Below are 22551 nucleotides of genomic sequence, written 5' to 3'. Positions count from 1 at the left end.
TGCTACTCCTTGCGCGGTTCGGCGCCGTCATGCGCCGAAGTACGGATATACGCCACTGCGATGCCGATGCCGAACAGGAACATGATGACCGCGATGACAACCGACTGCTGCGGTCGGTTGAACGCCTGATAGTACTTCGAGATATCCACGCCGAGCATGGTCGGCGCATTCGGACCGGTGAAATATGGCACGGTGAATTGCCCTAGTATTCCGATGGCGGTGAATGTCGCGGCAATCAGGATCGGGACCTTGGCCAGGGGCAGCAGGATCTCCCCGATGATTCGGAGGTTCGAAGCTCCTGCGTCTCTGGCGCAGTCGATGAAATCCTCAGGCACCGATTGGACTCCTGAAATCGTCATCAGCATCGCGAAGGGAAGATTGACCCATACGGACGCGATGATCACGCCAACGGTAGTGAAGCCCCAGACCGGCGCCTGCAGCCCGAATTGCGCGAAAAGGGAACGCAGAAATCCGTTGGACTGATAGAAGATGAGATTCGCCCAAGAGGCGATGACCACGGGGATGAACAACGGGACCACCGCCAGACCTGCGAGCAGAGAGCCCGCCTTGGACCGCGACATTCGCATATACAAGGCTATGGCGGTCGTAATCACGACTACTGCGGCGGTTCCGACGACGGTGACGATCAATGTGACGATCAGATCGCGCAGAAAACGAGGATCTTCGAGAATGTCCTTATACGCCGCGACGGTGAACGGCGAGCCATGGCGCACATCCATGCCGACCTGTGCAGCAACCTGATTGAGTCCGCCGGTGTAGCCAAAACTGAACAGGATGGCGAGAACGACGGGAACTCCGACGAACAGCACCAGCACGATCATCGGCGGAAGCGACATCAGGAATCCGATGAAGCCGTGGCGGCGAGCCTCACGCCGCTCATAGCCTCTGGCCGCTTCAGCGCACGGCTCCTCCTCCACAGCGCCCATCTTATCGTCCGGTTCCTTGCCGCCCACAAGAGTGCCCCGCGGTCGATTACGCGTTTGCCGTTCGCTCATTGCCGGCCGGGGACCAGCTGATCCCATTGGTCATTCATATCGGAGCTGACCTCGGAATAATATCCTGCGCGCAACGCGGAGATATCTGCATCCTTGAACTTCTCGGCCACCGATTTGTCCATCTTGTCCAGCGAGATGACGGGGTATCCGGAGACCTCGTCCGCAATGACTTTCTGACCTTGAGTGCTCAGCACGAAGTTCACCAGCGTGTGGACGTTCTTTTTGCTGCTTGCCGTCTTGGGAATGCCGAGATAGGATGCGCTGCCGGTGAAGGAGGGGCCAGATATCTGCGCATACTTGACAGTGTCGGGAATGGTCCCGGTTTTCTGGGCCGTGATGAACTGGTCCGACCACACCGGGGCCATTTCGATAGACCCCTGCCCCAAGAGCGAAAGGACCTGATTGTTGCCATTCGGGTAGACACCCTTCTGATACACATAAGGATTGAGCGAGGCGAGCTTGGCGAAGCCTTCCTTCCAGGCCGCCTCAGCAGAGGCATCCTTCTTCAGCCGCAGCACGTCCTGCTGGCCTTTGGTCAAGTGGCTGTCCAGAACCGTGTTGACGAATGCGCCGCCGGAGCCACCCGTGGACGGGGAGTTGTAGGCGAACTGCCCAGGATTGTCGACAATCCATTGCAGCAAGGCGGCCAAGGTCTTGGGAGGATTCTTGACCTTCGTTGAATCGTAGGCCAGGAGCACCGACGACGCCCGGTAGGGAATGCCCACGCCTTGCCCCATGCTGACCGTGTCAGCGGGAACATCCGCGAGATTCGAGATATCAGACGTGGAGACCTTGTCAAGCAGATTGGCTTTGGCGGCTTGGCCGGTCACCCACCCTGCGTCGACGAGCTGATATCCGGGGTCATCGCCGGCCTTGGTCGATGTGGCCAGCTTCGCGACGGTCTGCTGGTCATGCTCGCCGTGCAGATCGATTTCCGTTTTCACGGAGATATTCGGATACTGCTTGTTGAAGGCGGGGATGAGACCCTTCTCCCATAGATCCTGAACATTTGTATCACCGGATATGAACACGGTGACCGTGCCCTTCTGCGATGACTGCGAGGATGCGCCGCCGCTGGACGTCGGGCCGCAGGCCGCAACCATCAGGCCCATGGATACGACGCCAACCACAGCTCCCAGCACATGTCTCATCTTCATTGGTTCATTCCTTTTCTCGCTCAGACGCATCTGCGAATACAGCACGCGCCGAAAACCCCATGTTTCAGGACATGCCTTACGAACAGGGAGTCGGAAACCCATGCATACTCCGGCTCGAAACGGGCCGGACGGCAGACCAGTCTGTCAAACCACAGCAGAAAGGCCTAATATGCATCATTGCAGGGCAGAGTGAATCGATGCCGTCCCCAAGATGAACTCAGGGAAAAATTCCGGCGTCGTTCATGCAGCCGTTTTACGACGAGAATCGACATTATCGCAGCCGGCCAGACACACCTCGATATTCGCGCTCACATACGCGAGCGCCAAACCTCCGCTCGCCTGTCCAACCACCGCAAGTACGAATAATGCCGCGGCTGCTAAGTGCCGCAAGAACCGCCGCCAACACCATACGCAACGCGCCCCAATCCCCTTGCGTCGCCCCGCTGTACCCCATACCCGTTACAATGATAACCGTTTTCATTACATATGAATGCCGCGCGCGTGACCCATGACAATACCGATACGGGTCCAAGCAGCGGCCATGAAAGGAATGAGTCACTCATGCAGATGAAACATGTGGCAAGGGCTGCGGTAGGTGCAGTGCTGGTGGCGGCGATGGCGCTCGCCGGAGGATGCGGCGCATCGAACTCGAATTCAGGAGCAACCGACTCGAACGGCAAGATCGAGATTCTGGCGGCCGAGAACGAGTACGGCGACGTGGCGCAGTCCATTGGCGGCTCGCACGTCTCGGTGACCTCGATCATCAGCGATCCGAACGCCGATCCGCACGACTTCGAAGCCAAGCCTTCGGACGCTAAGCAGATCGCCAACGCCAAGATCGTCATCGCTAACGGCGTCGGCTACGACGACTGGCTCGCCAAGATGCTCAAGAGCCATTCCAGCTCCGACCGCACCGTTATCAGCGCGCAGCAGGTGCTCGGCCTTCCCGACGACACCAAGAACCCGCACCTGTGGTACAAGCCCGAGACGATGCCCGCCGTGGCCTCCACCCTCGCAGCCACCCTCACGCGCCTTGATCCTTCGCATGCCAAGGACTACGCGAGCAACCTCCAGTCCTTCGACACCTCCGTGCAGAAGTACTGGACGGCGCTTGACACCTTCAAGAACAAGTACCCGAACGTCTCCGTCGCGGCAACCGAGCCCGTGGCCAACTACCTGCTCGACAACGCCAAGGTGGACATCAAGACCCCGTGGAGCCTGCAGGCCGATATCATGAACGACCAGGACCCCTCGGCGCAGGATTCCGCCACCCAGATGCAGCTGTTCAACGACAAGCAGGTCACCGCCTTCGTCTACAACCAGCAGGTCGTCTCCGACCTGACCAAGAAGTATCTGGCTGCGGCCAAGGCCAATGGCATCCCGATCGTCGGCGCGTACGAAACCATGCCGACCAAGATGCACTACGTCGACTGGATGCTGGCAGAGCTCAACGCGCTCACGCAGGCCGCCGCCAACAATACGTCGACTGAAACGCTAGAATAAACATCTATGAAGCCAACTGACGATACCAATCGCCCGTTGTTGAACGTCTCCGGCCTCCGAGTAAACCTCGGGGGCCGGAGCATTCTCGACGGCATTGACTTAACCGTGGGCCGGGGCGAGTTCGTAGGGCTTATCGGCTCAAACGGCGCAGGCAAGACCACGCTGCTCAAAACCATCCTCGGCGATATCACGCCGCTCGAAGGCAACGTCACCGTGCTCGGCCGCAAACGGCTGCAGACAGGCGTCATCGGCTATGTGCCGCAGAAAATCGAGCTCGACCCCGACCTGCCGCTGCTGGCCAAGGACTTCGTGGCGCTCGGGCTTGACGGGCAGAAATTCGGCATTTCCCTGCGAGGAAAGCACTTCTGGGAACGTGTCAATACCGCCCTCAAAGGCGTCGGCGCGCTGGAATACGCCGACCGCCCCGTAGGCAGGCTTTCCGGCGGCCAGCAGCAACGCATCATGATCGCCGCAGCCATCGTCGCCGACCCGGCCCTGCTGCTGCTCGACGAGCCGCTGGCGAATCTCGACCCGGCCAACAGCGCCGATATCGTAGCCCTGCTTGATCATATTCGCAGCACCAAGGGCATCGGCATCATTCTTTCCGCGCATGATATCAACCCTTTGCTGGGTGTCTTGGATCGCGTGGTCTACCTCGCGCAGGGCCGTTCGGCGGTCGGCCGCACCGACGAGGTCGTGCGCACCGATGTGCTCAGCGAGCTGTATCAGCACCCCATAACCGTGCTGCGCACGCAGGGCCGCATCGTGGTGCTGGCCGACGAAGGCAGCGAGCCGGGGCATCATCCTGACAATGCTGAGGATGCTGAAGACGCTGAGGGCATTGAAGGCACTGGACGCGCTGAATACGAAAACGAGACCGGGCGCATCGCTGATGCTCAGAGGCCGAACATATCGCAGGCATCGCAGCTACCGCAGGCGCCGCAATCACCGCAGGAAGATGGTTCGCACGATGACCGCCGCTAGCGTCTTGCCGTTCGCACTCGCACAGTCCGTGTCAGCAGCGCCAAATACGTCGTCATCCACACTGCCCGTAAGCGGATTCAACGCGCTCTGGGCTGTGCCGGAGGTGCGTACGGCGCTGATCGTCGGCTCCGTCGTAGTGATCGCGACCGCGCTGGTCGGCGTGCTGACGGTCCTGCGCGGGCAGTCCTTCGCCGGGCATTCGCTGACCGACCTCGCCTCGGTGGGCGGCTCCGCAGCGTTTCTGCTGGGAGTCAATCAACTGTGGGGATTCGTGGTGGCGAGCATCATCGCGGCGCTGGGCATGCATGCCATCGGCGTCGAGCGCCTACGCGGGCGCGACGTGTCCACCGGCATCATTCTCGCCACTGGTATGGGCCTCACCTCGCTGTTCCTAAGCCTGTCGACCATGCGCCCGCAAGGCGGGAGCGCTTCGGTCAATGTGCTTTTCGGCTCGCTGTTCGCCATCAGCCCGAGCGTCGTGCCCATAGTCATCGCGCTGTCGGTGCTATGTCTGCTGATGCTGACGATTATCTGGCGTCCGGCGCTGTTCTCTACCGTCGCACCGCAGCTGGCGCATGCGCGCGGCGTCTCGACCGGTGCAACCAACGCCGCATTCATGGTCGTGCTGGCCCTAAGCGTCGCCCTGAGCTCCATCTCCGTCGGTGCCGTGCTGTCCACAGCATTGCTGATCGGCCCCGCATCCTGCGGGCTGATGCTGGCCAAGCGCGTGCGGAACGCAATGTTCGCCGCCTGCGGCATTGGCCTGTTCTGCGTATGGGGCGGCATCGTGATCTCATACGAAAGCTATTCGTGGATGCACGGACACTCGTGGTCGGTGAGCTTCTGCATCGTCGCGCTAGTCACGATGTGCTACCTGCTGTCGCGGCTGGTGAGCTGGCTGCGCGGCACAAGCAGGCGTAGTCATAGCCGCAGCCTCGGTCTTATTAGCCGGAAGGCGGCGAGCGCGAATGTTTGACGCGTATCTCACCAATACCTGGATCGCCGGCACCGTCGTGGCGCTGAGCGCCGGCATCATCGGCGTCTTCGTCGTGCTGCGTGGCGACTCATTCCTCGCGCATGCGATACCGCACGGCTCGTTCGCCGGTGCCGCCGCAGCCGTATATCTCGGAGTCAGCTCGGTGGTCGGCATGGGCCTTGCCGCCTTCGCCGCAGCGGTCGGCATCTCCGTGCTCGGCAGAAAGAAGCAGCGCCGGGACACCGTCATCGCGCTGACGCTCATCTTCCTGCTCGCCGGCGGCGCGTTCCTGCTCAGCCTCGGCGGCGACTACACCAATCAGGTCTATGCGCTGCTCTTCGGCCAGGTGCTCGCGGTCGCGGACTCCGATCTGGTGCTTATGACCGCGCTCGCCATTCTTGGCGTCATCGTCGTGGCGCTTATCGCCCGGCCGCTGCTGCTCAGCTCGGTCATGCCGGAGCTCGCCGAAGCCCGCGGCATCCACAACGGTGTCATCGAATTCGTGTTCACCTTGGTCATCGCCGCCGTCACCACAGCCAGCGTGCCCGTCGTCGGTGCCATGCTGCTGTTCAGCCTGCTCGTAGCGCCGCCAGCCGCCGCCTGCCTGCTATGCTCGCGGCCATTGCGTGCTGGCGTCCTGTCCTGCGCGTTCTCGCTGCTGTGCATGTGGCTGTCGATAGCCTTGTCCGTCATCACCGATATGCCGGTCGGATTTTTCGTCGCGCTGAGCTCCGCCTGCGTGTACACGGCCGCCAAGATCGTATCGTTGATCCGCGCGAAATGAGCCGGTGGCATGGCATTGCGGTTGCGGGTATCCCTGCACAGCGCAAACTGCGTATGCCGGGATGCCCGCGTCGCGGGACGGGTCCCACAAGCTGCGCTGCACTGCTATAGAAAATCGTATAAGCGCCTTGGGGCATATCGAGCAAGTGACCAACAGCTTACAGTTGAACGATTTATGCGGCGGTCAGCCCGTTGTCAGACTACGCCACCTCGGCGAGTGTATGGGTGCGTTGACCACAATCTCACCCGATCGCGCCTGGTCCGCGAGTTCTTGCATATGCTCTCCCTCTTTTCCGCGCCTTTCATTGCGCCATGCCTCTTTGAACGGCAAAGTAAACCGTTCTACCTGCTAGGTGGTCGGCTATGCGTTGCCAGAAATGGTGAAGGCGGCGTACAACGGCAGACTAATGAGCGGAACTTCGGTGCCTGCCACCGTATCCGCGCCGAAGTCACGCTCGGACAGCCGGTAGGCCTTAGCCGAATGCCCTGCCTGCACGAACCTTCGCAGGCTTTTCGCCGTCACGTTGCGCGCCGACTTGACTTCGACGGGGATGATTTGCGCGGCGCGGTTCTGGAACACGAAGTCCAGCTCGCCCTTCTCCTTGCCGGTGGATGCCCAGTAGAAGGTGCTGATGCCGTTCGCCCGGAGCGCCTGCATGACATAGTTCTCAGCCAGCGCCCCACGGAAATCGGAGGAGAGCAGCTGCGCGGTTTCACGGCGCAGGAGCAGTGTCGCATCGATGTCGAATTTGGAAAACATGATGCCGGTGTCCGCCACGTACACCTTGAAGAAGCTCCCTTCCTCGTCGGAGTACGGGGAGAGCGGAGCCGCAGTGTCGCCGGTCATCTCGTTCCTGCTGATGATGCCAGCGGCCTCAAGCCATTCCAACGGTTCGAGCAGGCGTTCGCGGCGGCCACCGCGTATGATGTCCGCGTACTTGAACTTTTTCGTGCTGGATCGCAGCAGCTGCCGGGGCAGGCTGTCCCAGATGCGTTTCGCCGATATCCCGCTGATGCCGTTGTCGGGATCGGTCATGTCATTGACATACGTGTCATTGATTTCCCGCTGCTCCTGGGCCACCATTTCGAAAGATTGCGTAGTACGGTAGACGTCCACCGGTTTGGGCATGCCTCCGACGACGAGATAGCGATGATACAGATCAAGCGCCTTGTCGTGCATGAGGAAGGACGCGGGATGATCGGCATGTTCGCGGATCGCGTCGGACAGCGGCCGTTCATCCACCGCCCACAGGAATTCCTCGAAATCCATGGGATGAAGGTCGAGTTGCCTGACTCCCGAAGGAAACGGCAGCCGGCGCTTCCTCACGGCGACGCCGAGCAGGCTGCCGGTTGCAATGACGCGCCAAGGGGTGCCGGAGAAGAACCGCAGCGAGTTCAACGCCTTGTCGCTCAGTTGAATCTCGTCGAAGAACAGGAGCGTGGCACCGGGCTCGCATCGCTTCCCCGTGTATTCGCGGATGCGACCGACAATGGCATCGATATCGTTGGTGGGCACGTCGAATATTCTCTCGATGGTGCCCAAGTCAGTCTGCAGATCGAGTTTCACTACATCGCCGCCGAACACCTCCTGGGCGACATGCTCGACAAGATAGGTCTTTCCCGTCCTTCGGGCACCACGAATAATCAGCGGGTGCGCATCACCTGCCTGCGCCCAGTGACGAATCGTATCTTCGAGCTTGCGCCGCATATAGGCCATAGCATCTCCCTCCGTCGGCAGCCAAGAGTTTGTACACGAATTACTTATGATTTCATGTACCCATTGTACACATAAATAGTTCTATTCATGTATAGCATATACGTGCCTGCTATGGGATTTCATGCAGATTCAACATGATACAGGAGCTGACCGCTGGCCAGACGAGAGGAACCAATAAGGGAAACTGTCAGCTGCACTCTCACTAAGACATATCTGGGGGTTCCAAACACTTAGAGATAATTGAGAATAAAACATCTTTTTTAAAATCATTTGACACAAGAGGATCTTTGCCACTATCTCTTTGAGACTCGAACACTGGTTTGGAATAATATTGATTTTTGATTTCGGTAAGGTTTTTGTTAATTGAGGATAAAAGGTCGTTGTATGCTGCTTCTATTGCTTCTTCTGAAGGATCAGCCTCAAATTTTTCATTTTTTGTGAGCCTTTTGACGAGATATGAGATGAGGTAATACTTTCCGTTGTTAATAAGGGCATTCATATCGTTCGAATCTCTGAATGTAGTGCTAGCAGATGTTTGCTGATGTGTATCGACATAATTACTAACTTTGAAGGCAAGATTAACATGCGCGTACTTGGTAATATATTTGTCGTAAAAATCTGTATCAGAACCGTCAGTTTCAAAAAAAATCTCTTTACGTATAAACTTTCCGTCTTTTTGTTTAAGTAGTGTGCTAGATCCGCTAGAACGCGCTTTACCCGGAGAAGGTTCCTCACCTGTCGCTTCCATGATTCGCGCAAAGCTTATAAGAGAATATTTATGCAAAAAAATGCTCTCTTTGTCCCCGCGACGCACAATTTCAAACTTAGTCTTATCAAAACGATTTTCTTGTTCCTCTCTCTCATCGGATTCAGCAGGTACAAGCTGGACAGAGTTCATCTGTCTCACAAAATCACTAGCGAAAGCTAAATCATCAGGACGGATAGGCTTTTGCCTGTTTAGAGCGATAGTGATCTCGTCGATTTTATTTGAAATATCAACTTTGTCTGCTGAGAGTTGTTTCTCCTCTCCTTGAAACAGACTGTCCCCGATTGGATCGATTTCACTTCCTTTTTTACGAACGAATGTATAAACTCGTAAGAGAACTTTAAGATCTTTATTAAATTCTGCTTCGTCAATTGAAAAGCAGGAACTTATCGTTTGCGCACCGTTCACTACTGAAACGGTGTCGAGATCATCGTGTTTCTGGTCAGGCAGATTTATTGAAATAGCGTCGAACCTTCCCCTTTCGATTCTATTTGAATCGGTCACAATGAGGGATATGCCGTTGTTAAGAAACCAAAACATTTGCGGTTGGTTTTGGATTGTTGCGCCCATGGCATTCTCAACATCGTTCTGTTCTTTTATTCGGTAGCGAAGATTCTGATCGAATAGACTCTCACCGACTTGCTCGTACAACTTTACTATCTCGTTAAGGGAGGCGGTATATACAGTACACCTCAAATACAACTCCGTCTTATCAGCATTCGGTTTATGAGAGATTTTGGCCTCGCCGTCGAGAGCACGAACCCTGCTTACAATCGGAATGGTGATTTGCCGTTTTAAGTTGTCTTCACTGGGAATGAGGATCGTGTTGAACTTTATTCTGTACACGTTGGGTATGTCAAAGTCGTAAATCTTATTGACGTAGTCCTTCAACGACTGTTTGACTGCGAGCGACAGTTTGGTGGATTCATTGAATGACACTCGATCACTTACGATATTGTAAAAATAGATATTCTCCACTTTGTTTTGTAATGATCGTTTGTTAAACTTCAAACAATCGCCAACATGATTCTCATTGTTGTCAGCGCCGTCGTTGCCAGTTTTTTTGTGTTCCGCCTCTTCGGATTTAAGTCGATCTATAAACCGTTGCAAAGATGATAAAGGTTCTGAAGAATCATGCACTGGCTCATAATGAAACACAAATATGGGTTGCACGTCATCTGGATCGGTTTCAAGTTCTGCCGTAGAGAATACTCTAAGACTTCCAGCAAGCTTTTCTGCATCACTGGAGATATCGTGATCGATTTTCCATGTGAGTCGGCCGGAAATCAAGGGGCCGATGTCATCTTTAGTGATGTCCGCAATCCCTTGTGATTCAAGGATATCAACAATCTCGTCGGTGACTATTGTTCCGAAGTTACCATTTGCCATTACTGCACCTTCATGAATGATTCGATAGAGAATATGGAATCGCTATTGTTTTTCCGATAGTATTGTTGACAAATCGATTCAATTTGTTGTTCAAAATGCTGCATCACTGCATCAAACTTCTTTGAGCTTTCGTTAGACAATTTATCCTTCTGCGAGTCTTGTTCCTGGACGTTCAGAGAGCTTTTCTGATACTCGATCCAAGTTGTTTTCACAGATAAAAGTTCCTTCTCAATAGCGAGAAGCAGTTCTTCAAATTCTTTTTTCCTGTGAATTTCGTTTTTATTAGTAGCTCCTCCTGAGGAATTCTTCCCTAACGAATTCAGATCTGTCATGATGTATGTCGCTTGTTCGATGTAGTACTCACAGTAATTTTCGAACTCATCAATAAAAGCCTTTTGTTGCTGAACTGCGGACATGCCGTCATTGCGCATATGTTGCGCTTTTTTTGTGAGATATCCAACGTTAGTGTTGCTTTCGGGATAAATACTTCCCTCTGTAATACCAAAAAAAGAAGCGAGTTCATTAAGAATTCTTTTTTTGTGCGCACCATCTATGACCACTCTGTCAGTTTTAAATGGAGGGAAAGGAACGTATTCTGTTCCAGGGAAAAGAATGAACCCACCGTTCTGTGCGATAATTCGTTTGTTAGATTTCACATAGTCAATGAAAATGTGGCTATAGCCCGACAGTCGATTGTTGTAAGTTGGCTCTTGATCAAGTATCGAATCATATAGATCTTGGACGTTGTGCGATTCCGGCGAATAGAGATCATTTACGGCGTAAACGTATACCGCAGCATTTTCAGGGTGCTCGTCATTTTCGGACTTCTCAGCGGCAAAGAATAACGCCACCAATGAGTTGAAGGAAATGTCAAGAAGACGGCTCGCAAACCCTCCATGCTGTGCATCTATTGCGAGCTCTAAATAACTAAGGCTTTCTGAGAACCCATATGATCGAAAAATGTCGAGTATGTTCTTTTCATAATACGGTATGTTTTCAAGCGACGATTTATTAGGTTCACGAAATACATTCGGCATCCCATGTGTTTGAAAAAGCTTAGGTTCGCCTCGAAATACGAACAAATCAGAACCGCTAATTCGGCGAAGAGAAATTACTTTCTCTTGAATTGTTTGTATAAAATCTGACACTGACTTAACTGATTTGTCTGCCACTGCCCCTCCCCCATACGAACGAACTGCAAGCAACAATACCAGTTGGGAGTTTAAGTTAACAACGTAGGTTTATTGAGGGCGTGTCATATATGTCCTGCCCGGTCTTTTCCGACATTATCGGGTGCCGACGACTATCGTTGTCCCTAATATTTAACGGTCGTGCCATATGAGCATGTTGTCCAGACCGGATTCTATTTGTGAATGCAAGCCTATCCGTGGTTGGCTGGTTTTTTCAATATGCATTCCCCCGGTGTGTACCACCGCAGAATACACTGGAGGCATATTGCCAACCGTTGCCGCAATGATCCTAGGAGACAGTCATATGACCGACGAGCAGCCGAACGCACAATCGGATGCACAAACCAAAACCGACACGAACAATGTCGCGAGTGCCGAACAGCTGCCGCCGCAGAGCGCGCACGCTACCCGCCACAGCATCACGCTGGATGGCACCGAATGGCAGTACGAGGCGACCGTAGGCACGCTGAACATCGACACGGAGAAGGTCAAGCCCGCGGCAAGCGTGTTCTACACCGTGTTCCAGGCGCTCGACGCCGACGGCAAAACGGACCCGACGCGCCCAGTCACCTTCGTGTTCAACGGCGGCCCCGGCTCCTCCACGACGTTTCTGCTGCTCGGCTCGCTCGCGCCCCGTCGCATCGCCGTCAACGACACGTCGGCCGACCATGCGCCTTACTCGCTGACCGATAACGCCTATACATTGCTGCCGAAATCCGATCTGGTGTTCATCGATGCCCCGGGCGCCGGCTTCTCGCGCATCGCGGAGAAAGCGAAGGCCGAGCTGTGGTCGGTGGACGGCGATGTGCGCGGCTTCAGCGCGTTCATCCGCGCCTTCCTGACCGCATACCACCGCTGGAACTCGCCCAAATACGTGCTCGGCGAATCCTACGGCACCACGCGCGGCGCCGCGCTCTCGTACCGCCTGCAGCAGGACGGCGTAAGCCTCAACGGCCTGACGCTGATCTCGAACATCCTGGACTACGGTTTCACGCTCAGCACGTCGGACCAGTACTATATCGGCTACTTCCCCACCTTCGCCTCGGTCGCGAAATACCACGGCAAAGCGGCCTCAGACACCGAGATCGCCGAGCATTTGCAGCAGGCCCGCGCCTTCGCGAACGGCCCGCTGCGCCTCGCTCTGGCGCAAGGCGCGACGCTCGACCCGCAAACTAAAACCGCCGTCGCCAGGCGCTACGCCGAACTGACGGGGTTGAGCGAGCAGTACGTGCTCGATTCCGACCTGCGCGTGCTGGATACGCGATTCCGCAAGCAGCTGCTGCGCGACAAGGGCACGATCGTCGGCCGCTACGACGGGCGCGCCTCCGGGTACGATCTCGACGCCGTCAGCGACGACGAGACTTTCGTGGTGGACGACGCCCTGCTCGCTCCCGCCTACGCCAGCCTCGTCAACGCCTATCTGCGCGACGAGCTGGAGTGGAATGACACGCGGGAACGCCAGGAATTCGCGAACTTCGATTGGGAATCGACCGAGCCGGGCAAAGGCTGGACGTGGTGGCATAAGATGCCTGAGCACACGAAAACCTCGTGGAGCCAGATCATCCCCTTCCCGAAGGTCACCGGCGATCTGGCTGCGGCCATCTGCCAGCAGCCCGCGTTCAAAGTGCTTATCGGCAACGGCATCTACGACCTATGCACGCCCTTCAATCAGACCGAATACGACATTGACCACACGGGGCTGCCCGAGGCGCTGCGCGGCAACATCGCCTTCACGTATTACCCGGCCGGGCATATGCTCTACTCGTCGCAGGAAAGCCTGAAGAAGTTCCGCCGCGACCTGGGCCGCTTCTACGACGCCGACGTAGCTGATCTTCCCCAGCTCAACGAGCGCCCGCAGGCGGCGAAGCTGTCAGGAGCCATCGACTGATTCGCCCGGAACGGGACGTTCCAGCCCGCAGGTTCCATTGTCACACGATTGGGGTGCCGCAGCTTGAGTAAAGCCGTGGCACCCAATTTGTTGCAGCTATCCCTATGCTGTTTGCCGATGCAATCGCAGATCGCACATGGGCCATGCGGAGACAACAGGCAGCAGCCTTGGGGAACGGGCCGTGCGCGTGCTAGTATGGCTCCCGAAGTGCCGGGGTGCCCGCAAGGGCTGAGAACACACCCGCAACACCTGATCTAGACAGTGCTAGCGAAGGGAGCCATATGACTCAGGTCATCCGCATACTCGAAAACGTCCGCGCAACGACGCCGCTCGTCCATTGCATGACGAACAGCGTCGTGCCCGAAATCACCGCCAATGTATTACTGGCGATAGGCGCCGCACCCGCCATGATCGATCTGCCGGAGGATGCGCGAGTTTTCGCCGGTCTCGCATCCGCTCTGCTCATCAATGTCGGCAACGGCTTGGGCGAGCAGCATCAGGGCATGCGGCTCGCGGTCGATGCCGCTGAATCCGCGCATACGCCGTGGGTTTTGGACCCGGTTGCCGTGGGTGGTCTGCCGGTGCGCACTGCACTGGCACGGGAAGTATTGCAGCACCATCCCGCCGCCGTGCGCGCCAACGCCTCGGAGATTCTGGGACTGACCGGCGAAAGCGCGGGCGGCCGTGGCGTCGACGCCACCGATGAGGTCGAAGCCGCTCTTGGCGCGGCTCGCTCGTTGACGCAATCCAGCGGCGCTGTCGTGGCGGTTTCCGGCCCGACCGACGTCGTGATCTCGCCCGACCGCACTACGCGCATCACCGGCGGAAGTCCGCTGATGCCGCTCGTTGTGGGCACCGGCTGCTCGCTCGGCGCAGTGGTCGCCGCCTGCATAGCCGCAGCCCGATCGGCGCAGCTGACCGACCATGACGGCGTTGTGGCGGCGCATGCGCTGTTCGCAGCGGCAGGCACGCTGGCAGGCCGGCAAGCGAGCGCCCCGGCCAGCTTCCGCACCGCATGGATTGACGCGCTGTACACCGTGAAGCCCGACGAAATCGTTCAGCTCACGGCAATCGAGGAATCATGACGACGGCGAAGCCCGACCTCGCCGACAGCGTGGACTGGCGGTTGTATTTCGTGACCGATACGCCGCTTGCGGGCGGCCCCGAACGCGTGCCGTGGTTCGTGGAGCAGGCGGTAATCGGCGGCGCGGGCGTCGTGCAGATTCGCGACAAAACCCTGCCGCACGATGATTTTCTTGCGCTTACGAAAGCCTGCGTCGAGGCCAATCAGCGGGCATATGAGCACTGCGGCAAGCAGGCGGCGCTGGTGGTCAACGACCGGCTTGACGTGGCCGAAGAGCTTGGGCTCAATGTGCATATGGGTCAGTCCGACGGCGATATTCGCGAGGCGCGGCGCAGGCTTGGCGACGGGCTGCTCATCGGACTGTCGATCTCCAATCAACGCGAACTCGACGCCGAGCTTGCCGACCAGAGCGCCGATGTGCTGGGGCTTTCTCCCATCTGGGACACGCCTACCAAAACCGACACCGAAGCGGCCTTGGGCCTTGACGGCGCAGCGAAGCTTGTGCAGCAGACCGCTGGACGTGCGAAAACGGTTGCCATTGGCGGGATTAACCACAGTAACGTTCGCTCGGTTATCGGCACCGGAGTCGATGGCATCTGCGTCGTTTCGGCAATTGCCGCGCGTCCCGATCCGCAACAGGCCGCTGTCGAGCTGCTGTCGGCATGGGGCGATTCCAGCGCTTCCGTCTGACCGAATCGCATACATATTCATACTCAATGGTCGATATTACGAAGTCTGCATTCTTCGGATTCGACCCAGTTCAGCACAACCAACAAGCCGGTCATTACCCAAATGATCGCCCCCGAATCCGGGAACAATGGCATCCCTTATCAATGAAGAAAGAAGCAATCATGCAACACACAGTCATGCAGCCACCCGTCACCTTCAGCATCGCAGGCTCCGACCCCAGCGGCGGCGCAGGTACACAGGCGGATTTGAAGACCTTCTGCGCGCTTGGTGTCTACGGCGCGGCAGCACTGGCGGGCCTCACCGTACAGAACACGCAGGGCGTGCGTCAGGCGGTCGCCGTGGACCCGCAGCTCGTGCGCGACCAAATCGATACAGTCTTGGACGATCTGCCAATCGCTGCGACCAAACTGGGCATGCTGTCCAATGCCGCTGTAGCCAACGCAGTCGCGGACGTAATCGAACAGCGTCGCGAGGAATTCGGGCTTGTAGTGCTCGACCCGGTCATGGTGGCGACCTCCGGCGACCGGCTGCTCGAAGAGGACGCGGTGGATGTCATCCGCACGCGGCTCATGCGCCTTGCCGACATCGTCACGCCCAACCTGCCCGAAACGGCCGTGTTGCTGGGCGACGATGTGCCCACGGCGCGTAATGCCAATGACTTGGAGCAGCAGGCCCGCGCGCTGGTGTCGGCCGGCGCACGTTCGGCGCTGGTCAAAGGCGGGCATCTCGATGACGATGTGCTTACCGATGTGCTGGCGAGCGCTGAAGGCGTCACGCGATTCGCCAGTCCGAGAATTCGCACGCGCAACACGCACGGCACCGATGCACGCTGAGTTCGGCCATCGCGGCCAGCACTGCTCTGCACGGCGACACCAGGGCCACTGGCATCTCACCAGAGGCCGTCGCCAACGCGCGCGATTACCTGCATCGGGCCATCGAAGCCGGTGCCGATTGGCGACTAAGTCGGCACCCGGAAAGCGGCCACGGCCCGGTCGATCACCTGGTAGACCAACAGCGGCGAATGTTTAACGCGAAACTGCGGCAGCAATCGTCAGCGTCCCCGGCCGAATCAACCAGCTACCGCTACTGGTAGGGCCGGCGAAGGCGAGCGCTATATCATTACCACATCATTGCCGCGCCCACCTTGCGGACCGTTTGTGCGGACCTCTATCGAGAAGATACAGCTTAAGAAGCCGCAATCCCCGCGAAGACACGGTCATTTAGAAAACACAGTCCGCTGCACCAGCCTGACCACAAGCAAAAACACCATCGCTGCGGCAAAGGCCACGGCGATATACGCCCACATCGGCGCGGTGATCGCGACGACCTGGAACAGCTTGTGCAGCACGAGCAGCGCGGCAGGCGCGCCGAGAGCCATCGTCACGCAGACGAAGGCGCGCAGGCGGGTGAAGGGGATGCAGCTTCGGACGACCGCGACCATAGAAGTGGCAATGAGCAGCAGGAACATGGTGGTCTGGTTCTGCAGCGCGCCGAAGGGCGCGATCAGGCTCGTGACGACGATAATGCCGGTCACGGCCACGGCGAATGGAGCCGCCGAGCGCAGCGCGGTGGGCAGGAACTTGCCCCGGATGCGCGCAGTGCTCGATTCGAAGATCGTCAGGAATGACGGCCATGCCTCGATGAACGCATCAACGAGCGTGATCTGAATCGGGATGAAGGGGAAGGGCATGTTGAGCGCGAGGCAGAACAGCGACACCAGCACCGAGTAGATCGTCTTGATGAAGAACACGGCGGCCGTGCGCGTCACGTTGTTGACGACCTTGCGACCTTCCAGCACGACATGCGGCAGGTAGGTGAAGTCCGAATCCAGCAGCACGACCTGCGAAATCTGGCGGGCCGCATCGGAGCCAGAGGCGATGGCGATCGAGCAGTCAGCCTCGCGCAGGGCCAGCAGGTCGTTGACGCCATCGCCGGTCATGGCAACCTGACGCCCGGCCCGCTGCAGGGCCTGCACGAGCAGGCGCTTCTGCTTGGGCGTCACGCGGGCGAATACCGCGTATCGCGTACTCAACTCGTCGAAGACCTCATCCGGCGCATCGGCGTCGACCGTGGACATGTCGACCGCGTCATTCCAGCGTTCCAGTCCGGCCTGCTTGGCAACGGCGCTGACGGTGTCGGGATGGTCGCCCGAGATGACCTTCACATCGACGCCTTCGGTACGGAAATACCGCAGTGTCTCTTTGGTGCGTGTGCGGATGTTGTCGCTCAGCGCAATCAGATACAGCGGCTGCAGATTGCCGGGGAGCTGCTCCTCGTCGCTCCATTTGCCGGGCAGGTAGCCGACCGCGATGATTCGCAGGCCTTGGCGCATCAAGTCCTGGGCCTCCTGCGGCAGCTCGCCGAGGATGCGTTCGGGAGCGCCGAGAAACACCGTGCCTGCGTCGGCGAATCCGATGGCTCCCCATTTGCGCTTCGAGGAGAAGGCGATGCTGCCGCTTGCCGGAAGCGGCTGCGGCGTGCTGCCAAGGTTGCCCCCGTCGGCTTCGTCGCCAAGCCAGTGGCGACGCAGCGCGGCTATGGTGGCGTTGTTGTCGTCGCTCGCGGTCAGATAGGACGTCATTAATAGATCGCCGTTCAATGCAGCTGCATTCTCGGTTGCTGTGACTGCTGCACCCGCAGCATCAGCACCGGTTCCAGACGCACTGCCACTACCCAGCGCAACCACCGATTCCACGGTCATATTGCCGTCGGTCAGCGTGCCGGTTTTGTCGAGACACAGCACGTCCACATGGGCCAGCGTCTCCAAGGAATAGATGTTCTGCACGAGTATGCGCATCTTCGCCAGCCTGATGACGCCGGTGGCCAGCGAAACGGAAATCAGCAGCACCAGCCCCTTGGGCAGCATGCCCAGCAGCGCGGCGGACGACGAGACGACCGAATCGTACATGCCGCCGTGCCGCAGCAGCGTCGATTCCAGGAACAGCGCGATGCCCAGCGGGATGATGAGCCAGCTGGTGAAGCGCGTGACCTTGTTCATCGAGTCGAGCAGCTCGGAGTGCACGCGCTTCTCGCGCCGCACCTCGTTGATGAGCGAATTGGCGTAATTGTCGTCGCCCACATGGGTCACGCGCGCATAGCAGCGGCCCGACACCACCGAACTGCCGGAGAACAGCTCGTCGCCGGCGACTTTGTCGACCGAATCGCTTTCTCCGGTCAGCAGCGATTCGTTGGCTTCCAGCGTGCCGGAAACCACTACGGCGTCATTGCAGATCTGCTGCCCCGAGTCGAGCACGAGGATATCGTCCTTGACGATTTGCGACGCCGGAATCTTCGTCTCCGCGCCGTCGCGCAGCACGATGGCGTGTGGCTGGTTGAGGATCGCCAGCTCGTCGACGAGCTTCTTGGCCTTGAGCTCCTGCGCGATGCCGATGATGACATTGAGCAGGATAATGCCGAAGAACAGCATATTCGAGTAGGCGTGAACCGCGAAGAGCATAATCACGATGGCGAGATTGAGAGCGTTGAACAGCGTGAAGATGTTCTCGCGCAGGATTGCGCCCACCGACTTGGTGATGCTCTGCGCGCCGGTCTCCCCCTCGCCGTGCTGCCGCCGCTCCTCGACCTCCCAGCCAGCGAGTCCCACGACGGGCGGCTTGCCGTGTGCAGTGCCAGTGCCATTCGGCGTCGCGTTTGCTATTGCGTCAGTGTCCATCAATCAGTCTCCATAAGTCAATCGTTGTAAACCAGTCGGCTCGGTGGCTATATATAACAGTATCCATCAAACAGTGGCCATCGACAGGTGTCTGCACGCGGCGGGCATCTGTGCTATGCGGTGAGCCCGTCGTTATGCATAACAATGGTCATGCTAACTGGCTGCGGCTGAGCCGATGCTAAGAAATCGGGAGGTTATGGGGCTGAATGCTGTTGAATACTGTGAAAACTGAACGCTATGCTGTCTGAATGCTCAGCCGTCTAAACGCTATGCTGTCTAAACGCTATGCCTTCTGAACGTATTGGTGCAGCGCGGTGAACGGCTTGCGGTAGACGAGCAGCATGATCAGCGAATCAGCCAGCAGCGTCAGTGCGCTGATGATGGCCAGCACCACGAACTGGTACTTGGCTGCGGTCAGCGGGTCGGCTCCGGCGATGACCTGACCGGCCATCATGCCCGGAATCAGCACGATGCCGCTGGATGCCAGCTGCGAGATCGTGGGAATCATGCCGAGCTTCACCGAGGAGATGATCGAGCTCTTCGCGGCCTCGAAAGGCGTGGCGCCGAGGCTGAGCAGCATCTCGATTTCATATCGGCGCGAGGCCATATCGTCGAAGAAGCGGCTCATCGCCACGGCTATCGCAGCGACCATATTGCCCAGCAGCATGCCTGTCATCGTCACCACGATCTGCGGCGCGTACCACGGGTGCGGGCGGACAATCAGCTGGGTGGCGAAAACGAACTGCAGCAGCGCGCCGACCAGCAGAGTCAGGAACACATCCAGCGCCAAGCCTTTGGGGATGTTGGAAGCGCGGCTCAGCGTGATCTGGATGGCGGCAAGGATCATCACTGCGACGAGCGCGAATACGAGCCACGGATTATTCGTCTCGATGACGAATTTGATGATGTAGCCCATCGCCAGCAGCTGAATCAGCGAGCGCAGCGTCGCCCACAGCATCTGCCGGCCGACGCCCAGCCGCATGACGATCGACATCCCGGCCGCTATGGCAACCAGGGCGACGGTTATGACGAGGCCCCATATGTCGATGGGGTAGCTTCCCGCTGCGGTAGGCGCGGCGGCTGCAGTGGCCGTGGTAGCGGCGGCTGCTGCTGTGGTTGTTGCGGATGCATCAGCAATGATTGCGATAGCTGCGATGCTCATCGTGCGCCCTCGTCTTCCTGCGCGTTGTGTGAAGCCTGTGAAGTTTGCGGAATTTGCGAGGCTTGTGCGGCCTGCGAGGCTTGTGTATGAGCGGGTTCGAGACCTGGTTCGCTCGGATTGTCCTGCTGCGCCTCGCGGGTCAAGGTCACCTCGCTCAGCACGCCGTCGCGCAGCTGCAGCGTACGGTCGGCCCGCCCGTCGGCGGCACGGTGTCGCACGCGCATAATCGCCATATTCCTGCTCGCCGCGTGGGCAAGCATTCGCCCCACCTTGTCGGCGTTCTCGTCGTCCAGCCCAGCGTCGACCTCATCCGCGAGCAGTACCTTTGGCCCCGTCAGCAGGGTCCTCAGTAGGCAGACCCGCGCCTGCTGGCCCACCGAAAGCTCCTGCGGCGGACGGTCAAGCTCGATGTCGCCGCAGCCGACCTCATCGAGCGTGCGGCGCAGAGTCTCTTCGCTCGGACGGCGCTCTTCGGGCAGACTACTATCGTCCGCGCGCTGATGCACCCGCAGGCGATATGGCATCATGATGGCCTCGCGCACAGTGTCACCGATCAGCGTCGGCCGCTGCGGCACGTAGGCCACCAGCCGACGCCAGCGCTCCGGAGTCATGCTCGCGGCGGCTTCGCCATCAAGCGTCATATCGGCTGTAGCGTATGGGTTGAGACGGGCGATTGCGTTGAGCAGCGTGCTTTTGCCCGAGCCCGAAGGCCCGACGAAATCAACGATTTGCCCAGCATGCAGTTCGAATGCGAGATCATGGAAGATGGTTGTGCGGTCGTCCGTTTTGGCTTCGGCAACCGTATTGGTCTCGGTAACCGAGTCAGTCTCGGTAGCAACGATGTTGATCTCGGCAGCGGCGTTCTTGACGCTGGCTTCACCATGTTCAACATGCTGCCTACTTAGCAGTCGCGGCAGCCGGAATTGGTGCAGCGCATGCGCCCTGTCATGGTGCGACGCATGAGCGTCAGCCGTATGCTGCGGAACTCGGCAGCTCGCATGCTCGACCACGAGCCTGATAGCAGCAGGAGGTACTGTCGTTGAAGTCATAAGAACAATGCTACGGAGCCGCCGCCCCTGCCAATTCGACGGCGATTCTCAGCGAATTCTTAGCAAGTCGCTTGGACGCCCGTCGGATTTGCTTGTGCCGCTCGCCCCGCGATTTCCGCTCAGAGCTGGAATTCCACGCAACGAGGCAATGCACCTCCGGCATAGCCGCAACGCAGAGCAATCGACCCAACCCCTCAAAAGTTGAAGAGTCGGCGAGACACCAAGGCCTCACAAACCGGCTATCTACGTTATGTGTAGCGTTATTGGGGTGCTGCGGGGGTCTATCTGCGTTGTGTGTGGCGTTAAATCTGTGACACCCCGAGTAGTGCTGGCTGAAAATGGCGGTTTTGGAACGTCTGATACTCGGGTCTCTTCGAAATAGCGCCACACACAACGCAGATAGACCTCCGCAAGGTCAAATTAACGCCACACACAACGTAGATACATGCACACGTCGTGATGCGTCCACGCCACGACGCGCAAAAATAGGCAGCGACGCGCGAATCGTGAGTCGGAGCTCCTACCTTAATGCAGGTCGCCTCCCCACGGAAAGCCGCCTCCCCCACGGAACGGGACACGTCAGCTATGCGACCTGCATGACATCCTCCGGGGCGGACAGGCAGTAGGCACTGGCGCTGATCAGCGAGCCCAGCACCAGCGAGGTGAGGACGTCGGTCGGGTAGTGTACGCCGAGGATGAGCCGCGAGACGGCGACCACGAAGGGCAGCAACACGAGAATGACGATAAGGATCTTCGCCGCCCATTGGCCGCGCGACGAGGATTCGACGCCGTGCGCCGCGCGCGCACTGGCACGCATGTGCATGATGACGAGCAGCAGAGCGCTCAGCGCCACCGCAGTGGCGACATGGCCGCTGGGAAAACTCGGGTCGTGGGCCAGCGCACCCAAGGGTGTGGCCGGTCGATTGCGCCGCACAATCAGCTTGACGGCGAAGGTCACCGCGAGGGGCAGCGCAGCGACTAGCGCCGCGCACACCGCCGCTCGCATATTGCGAGACTGCCACAGCAACGCTCCGACGAGCACAGCCATCACCGGGCCCATGACCAGCGGCGCATATACCGTGGCGATACCCTGCGAAGCCGCCACGAGCCAAGTGGGCGCCCGCCGAATCTCCGCAAGCATCGCCATCTCCGCTGTGTAGTCCGAGGCGCTGTGCTTGAGTATCAGGCCAAGCGGCACAACCGCGATCAGAACAGCAAGCGTGGCAATCAACAGCAGCCGGATAGCAGGGCGCGCGGCGCGGCGGCGCAGATTGCCCAGCACGTCATTCGATGCATTCAACGTATTCATCACATTCATCACGTCGCCAGTATGGGGTCACAACCCTTAATGTTCACTAAGAATATTGCTGGCATTCACCTTCCACACCATATTCGACTCACACTTTTTGAACTCGCTCGAAAAAGTGTGAGCCAAATGAACAAATTATGTTCGACCTATTTTTGCCACATCATTGATATTCAGCCATTGAGCTGCCGAAAAGGTATCATGGTGTATGTTCGTTT

16 protein-coding genes, 1 pseudogene and 1 riboswitch are annotated in these 22551 nt (G+C 58.2%); of the genes and pseudogenes, 8 read left to right on the top strand and 9 right to left on the bottom strand.

The window, feature by feature from the left end; genetic code table 11:
• Positions 1–2: 2 nt before the first annotated feature.
• Both DDF78_RS04675 and DDF78_RS04670 read right to left on the bottom strand, forming a co-directional pair.
• The gene (locus DDF78_RS04675; protein ID WP_202613208.1) at positions 3–974 is read right to left on the bottom strand and encodes an ABC transporter permease; all 972 of its coding nucleotides are present in this window, start codon (positions 972–974) and stop codon (positions 3–5) included.
• A gap of 38 nt (positions 975–1012) precedes the next feature.
• Complete coding sequence (locus tag DDF78_RS04670; protein WP_152580585.1) at positions 1013–2173, bottom strand: extracellular solute-binding protein; 1161 nt, start codon at positions 2171–2173, stop codon at positions 1013–1015.
• 561 nt (positions 2174–2734) lie between these two features.
• Here DDF78_RS04670 and DDF78_RS04665 point away from each other — a divergent pair.
• From DDF78_RS04665 to DDF78_RS04650, 4 genes are read left to right on the top strand one after another with little or no spacing between them, the layout of a single operon-like run.
• The gene (locus DDF78_RS04665; RefSeq protein ID WP_202613207.1) at positions 2735–3676 is read left to right on the top strand and encodes a metal ABC transporter solute-binding protein, Zn/Mn family; all 942 of its coding nucleotides are present in this window, start codon (positions 2735–2737) and stop codon (positions 3674–3676) included.
• A 6-nt stretch (positions 3677–3682) separates the two neighbouring features.
• Positions 3683–4660 (top strand): metal ABC transporter ATP-binding protein, encoded by a 978-nt coding sequence (locus DDF78_RS04660; RefSeq protein WP_152580584.1) that lies wholly within the window; start codon positions 3683–3685, stop codon positions 4658–4660.
• Positions 4647–5636 (top strand): metal ABC transporter permease, encoded by a 990-nt coding sequence (locus DDF78_RS04655; RefSeq protein WP_152580583.1) that lies wholly within the window; start codon positions 4647–4649, stop codon positions 5634–5636. The genes DDF78_RS04660 and DDF78_RS04655 overlap by 14 nt, the downstream gene beginning before the upstream one ends.
• Complete coding sequence (locus DDF78_RS04650) at positions 5629–6420, top strand: metal ABC transporter permease (protein WP_152580582.1); 792 nt, start codon at positions 5629–5631, stop codon at positions 6418–6420. Before DDF78_RS04655 ends, DDF78_RS04650 begins: the two co-directional genes overlap by 8 nt.
• Before the next feature lie 360 nt (positions 6421–6780).
• Here the strand turns inward: DDF78_RS04650 and DDF78_RS04645 are convergent, their stop codons facing one another.
• The 3 genes from DDF78_RS04645 to DDF78_RS04635 form a co-directional block, all read right to left on the bottom strand.
• Positions 6781–8136, bottom strand: coding sequence for an ATP-binding protein (locus tag DDF78_RS04645; protein WP_152580581.1), 1356 nt, complete (start codon positions 8134–8136; stop codon positions 6781–6783).
• Positions 8137–8338: 202 nt separating this feature from the next.
• The gene (locus tag DDF78_RS04640; RefSeq protein WP_152580580.1) at positions 8339–10291 is read right to left on the bottom strand and encodes an AIPR family protein; all 1953 of its coding nucleotides are present in this window, start codon (positions 10289–10291) and stop codon (positions 8339–8341) included.
• Entirely contained in the window at positions 10291–11463 is a 1173-nt protein-coding gene (locus tag DDF78_RS04635; RefSeq protein WP_152580579.1) for an FRG domain-containing protein, read from the bottom strand. The genes DDF78_RS04640 and DDF78_RS04635 overlap by 1 nt, the downstream gene beginning before the upstream one ends.
• 322 nt (positions 11464–11785) lie before the next feature.
• Between DDF78_RS04635 and DDF78_RS04630 the strand changes: the two genes are divergently transcribed.
• The 4 genes from DDF78_RS04630 (at position 11786) to thiD (ending at position 15976) form a co-directional block, all read left to right on the top strand.
• Positions 11786–13369, top strand: coding sequence for a S10 family peptidase (locus DDF78_RS04630; RefSeq protein WP_152580578.1), 1584 nt, complete (start codon positions 11786–11788; stop codon positions 13367–13369).
• Between the two features lie 201 nt (positions 13370–13570).
• Positions 13571–13662, top strand: a riboswitch (TPP riboswitch).
• Positions 13651–14454, top strand: a complete 804-nt coding sequence (thiM, locus tag DDF78_RS04625; protein ID WP_152580577.1) for a hydroxyethylthiazole kinase — start codon at positions 13651–13653, stop codon at positions 14452–14454. (Overlaps the previous riboswitch by 12 nt.)
• Positions 14451–15143, top strand: coding sequence for a thiamine phosphate synthase (gene thiE, locus DDF78_RS04620; protein WP_152580576.1), 693 nt, complete (start codon positions 14451–14453; stop codon positions 15141–15143). The genes thiM and thiE overlap by 4 nt, the downstream gene beginning before the upstream one ends.
• Positions 15144–15304: 161 nt before the next feature.
• The gene (thiD, locus tag DDF78_RS04615; protein ID WP_202613206.1) at positions 15305–15976 is read left to right on the top strand and encodes a bifunctional hydroxymethylpyrimidine kinase/phosphomethylpyrimidine kinase; all 672 of its coding nucleotides are present in this window, start codon (positions 15305–15307) and stop codon (positions 15974–15976) included.
• A 383-nt stretch (positions 15977–16359) separates the two neighbouring features.
• On the opposite strand, the gene DDF78_RS04610 is transcribed toward thiD, so the two are convergent.
• The 4 genes and pseudogenes from DDF78_RS04610 to DDF78_RS04595 all read right to left on the bottom strand — a co-directional run bounded on the left by DDF78_RS04610 (position 16360) and on the right by DDF78_RS04595 (position 22336).
• Positions 16360–18816: a cation-translocating P-type ATPase gene (locus tag DDF78_RS04610; protein ID WP_152580575.1), complete on the bottom strand. Its 2457-nt coding sequence runs from the start codon at positions 18814–18816 to the stop codon at positions 16360–16362.
• Positions 18817–19099: 283 nt separating this feature from the next.
• Positions 19100–19978, bottom strand: a complete 879-nt coding sequence (locus DDF78_RS04605) for an ABC transporter permease (RefSeq protein ID WP_152580574.1) — start codon at positions 19976–19978, stop codon at positions 19100–19102.
• Between the two features lie 104 nt (positions 19979–20082).
• Positions 20083–20820, bottom strand: a pseudogene (locus tag DDF78_RS04600) (ABC transporter ATP-binding protein); the annotation flags it as partial.
• Positions 20821–21610: 790 nt separating this feature from the next.
• Complete coding sequence (locus DDF78_RS04595; RefSeq protein WP_162000698.1) at positions 21611–22336, bottom strand: phosphatase PAP2 family protein; 726 nt, start codon at positions 22334–22336, stop codon at positions 21611–21613.
• Positions 22337–22551: the final 215 nt, after the last annotated feature.

The sequence above is a fragment of the Bifidobacterium tibiigranuli genome (assembly GCF_009371885.1).
GTDB classification, from domain to species: Bacteria; Actinomycetota; Actinomycetes; order Actinomycetales; family Bifidobacteriaceae; genus Bifidobacterium; species Bifidobacterium tibiigranuli.
This window is presented reverse-complemented; position numbering and strand designations above follow the sequence as displayed.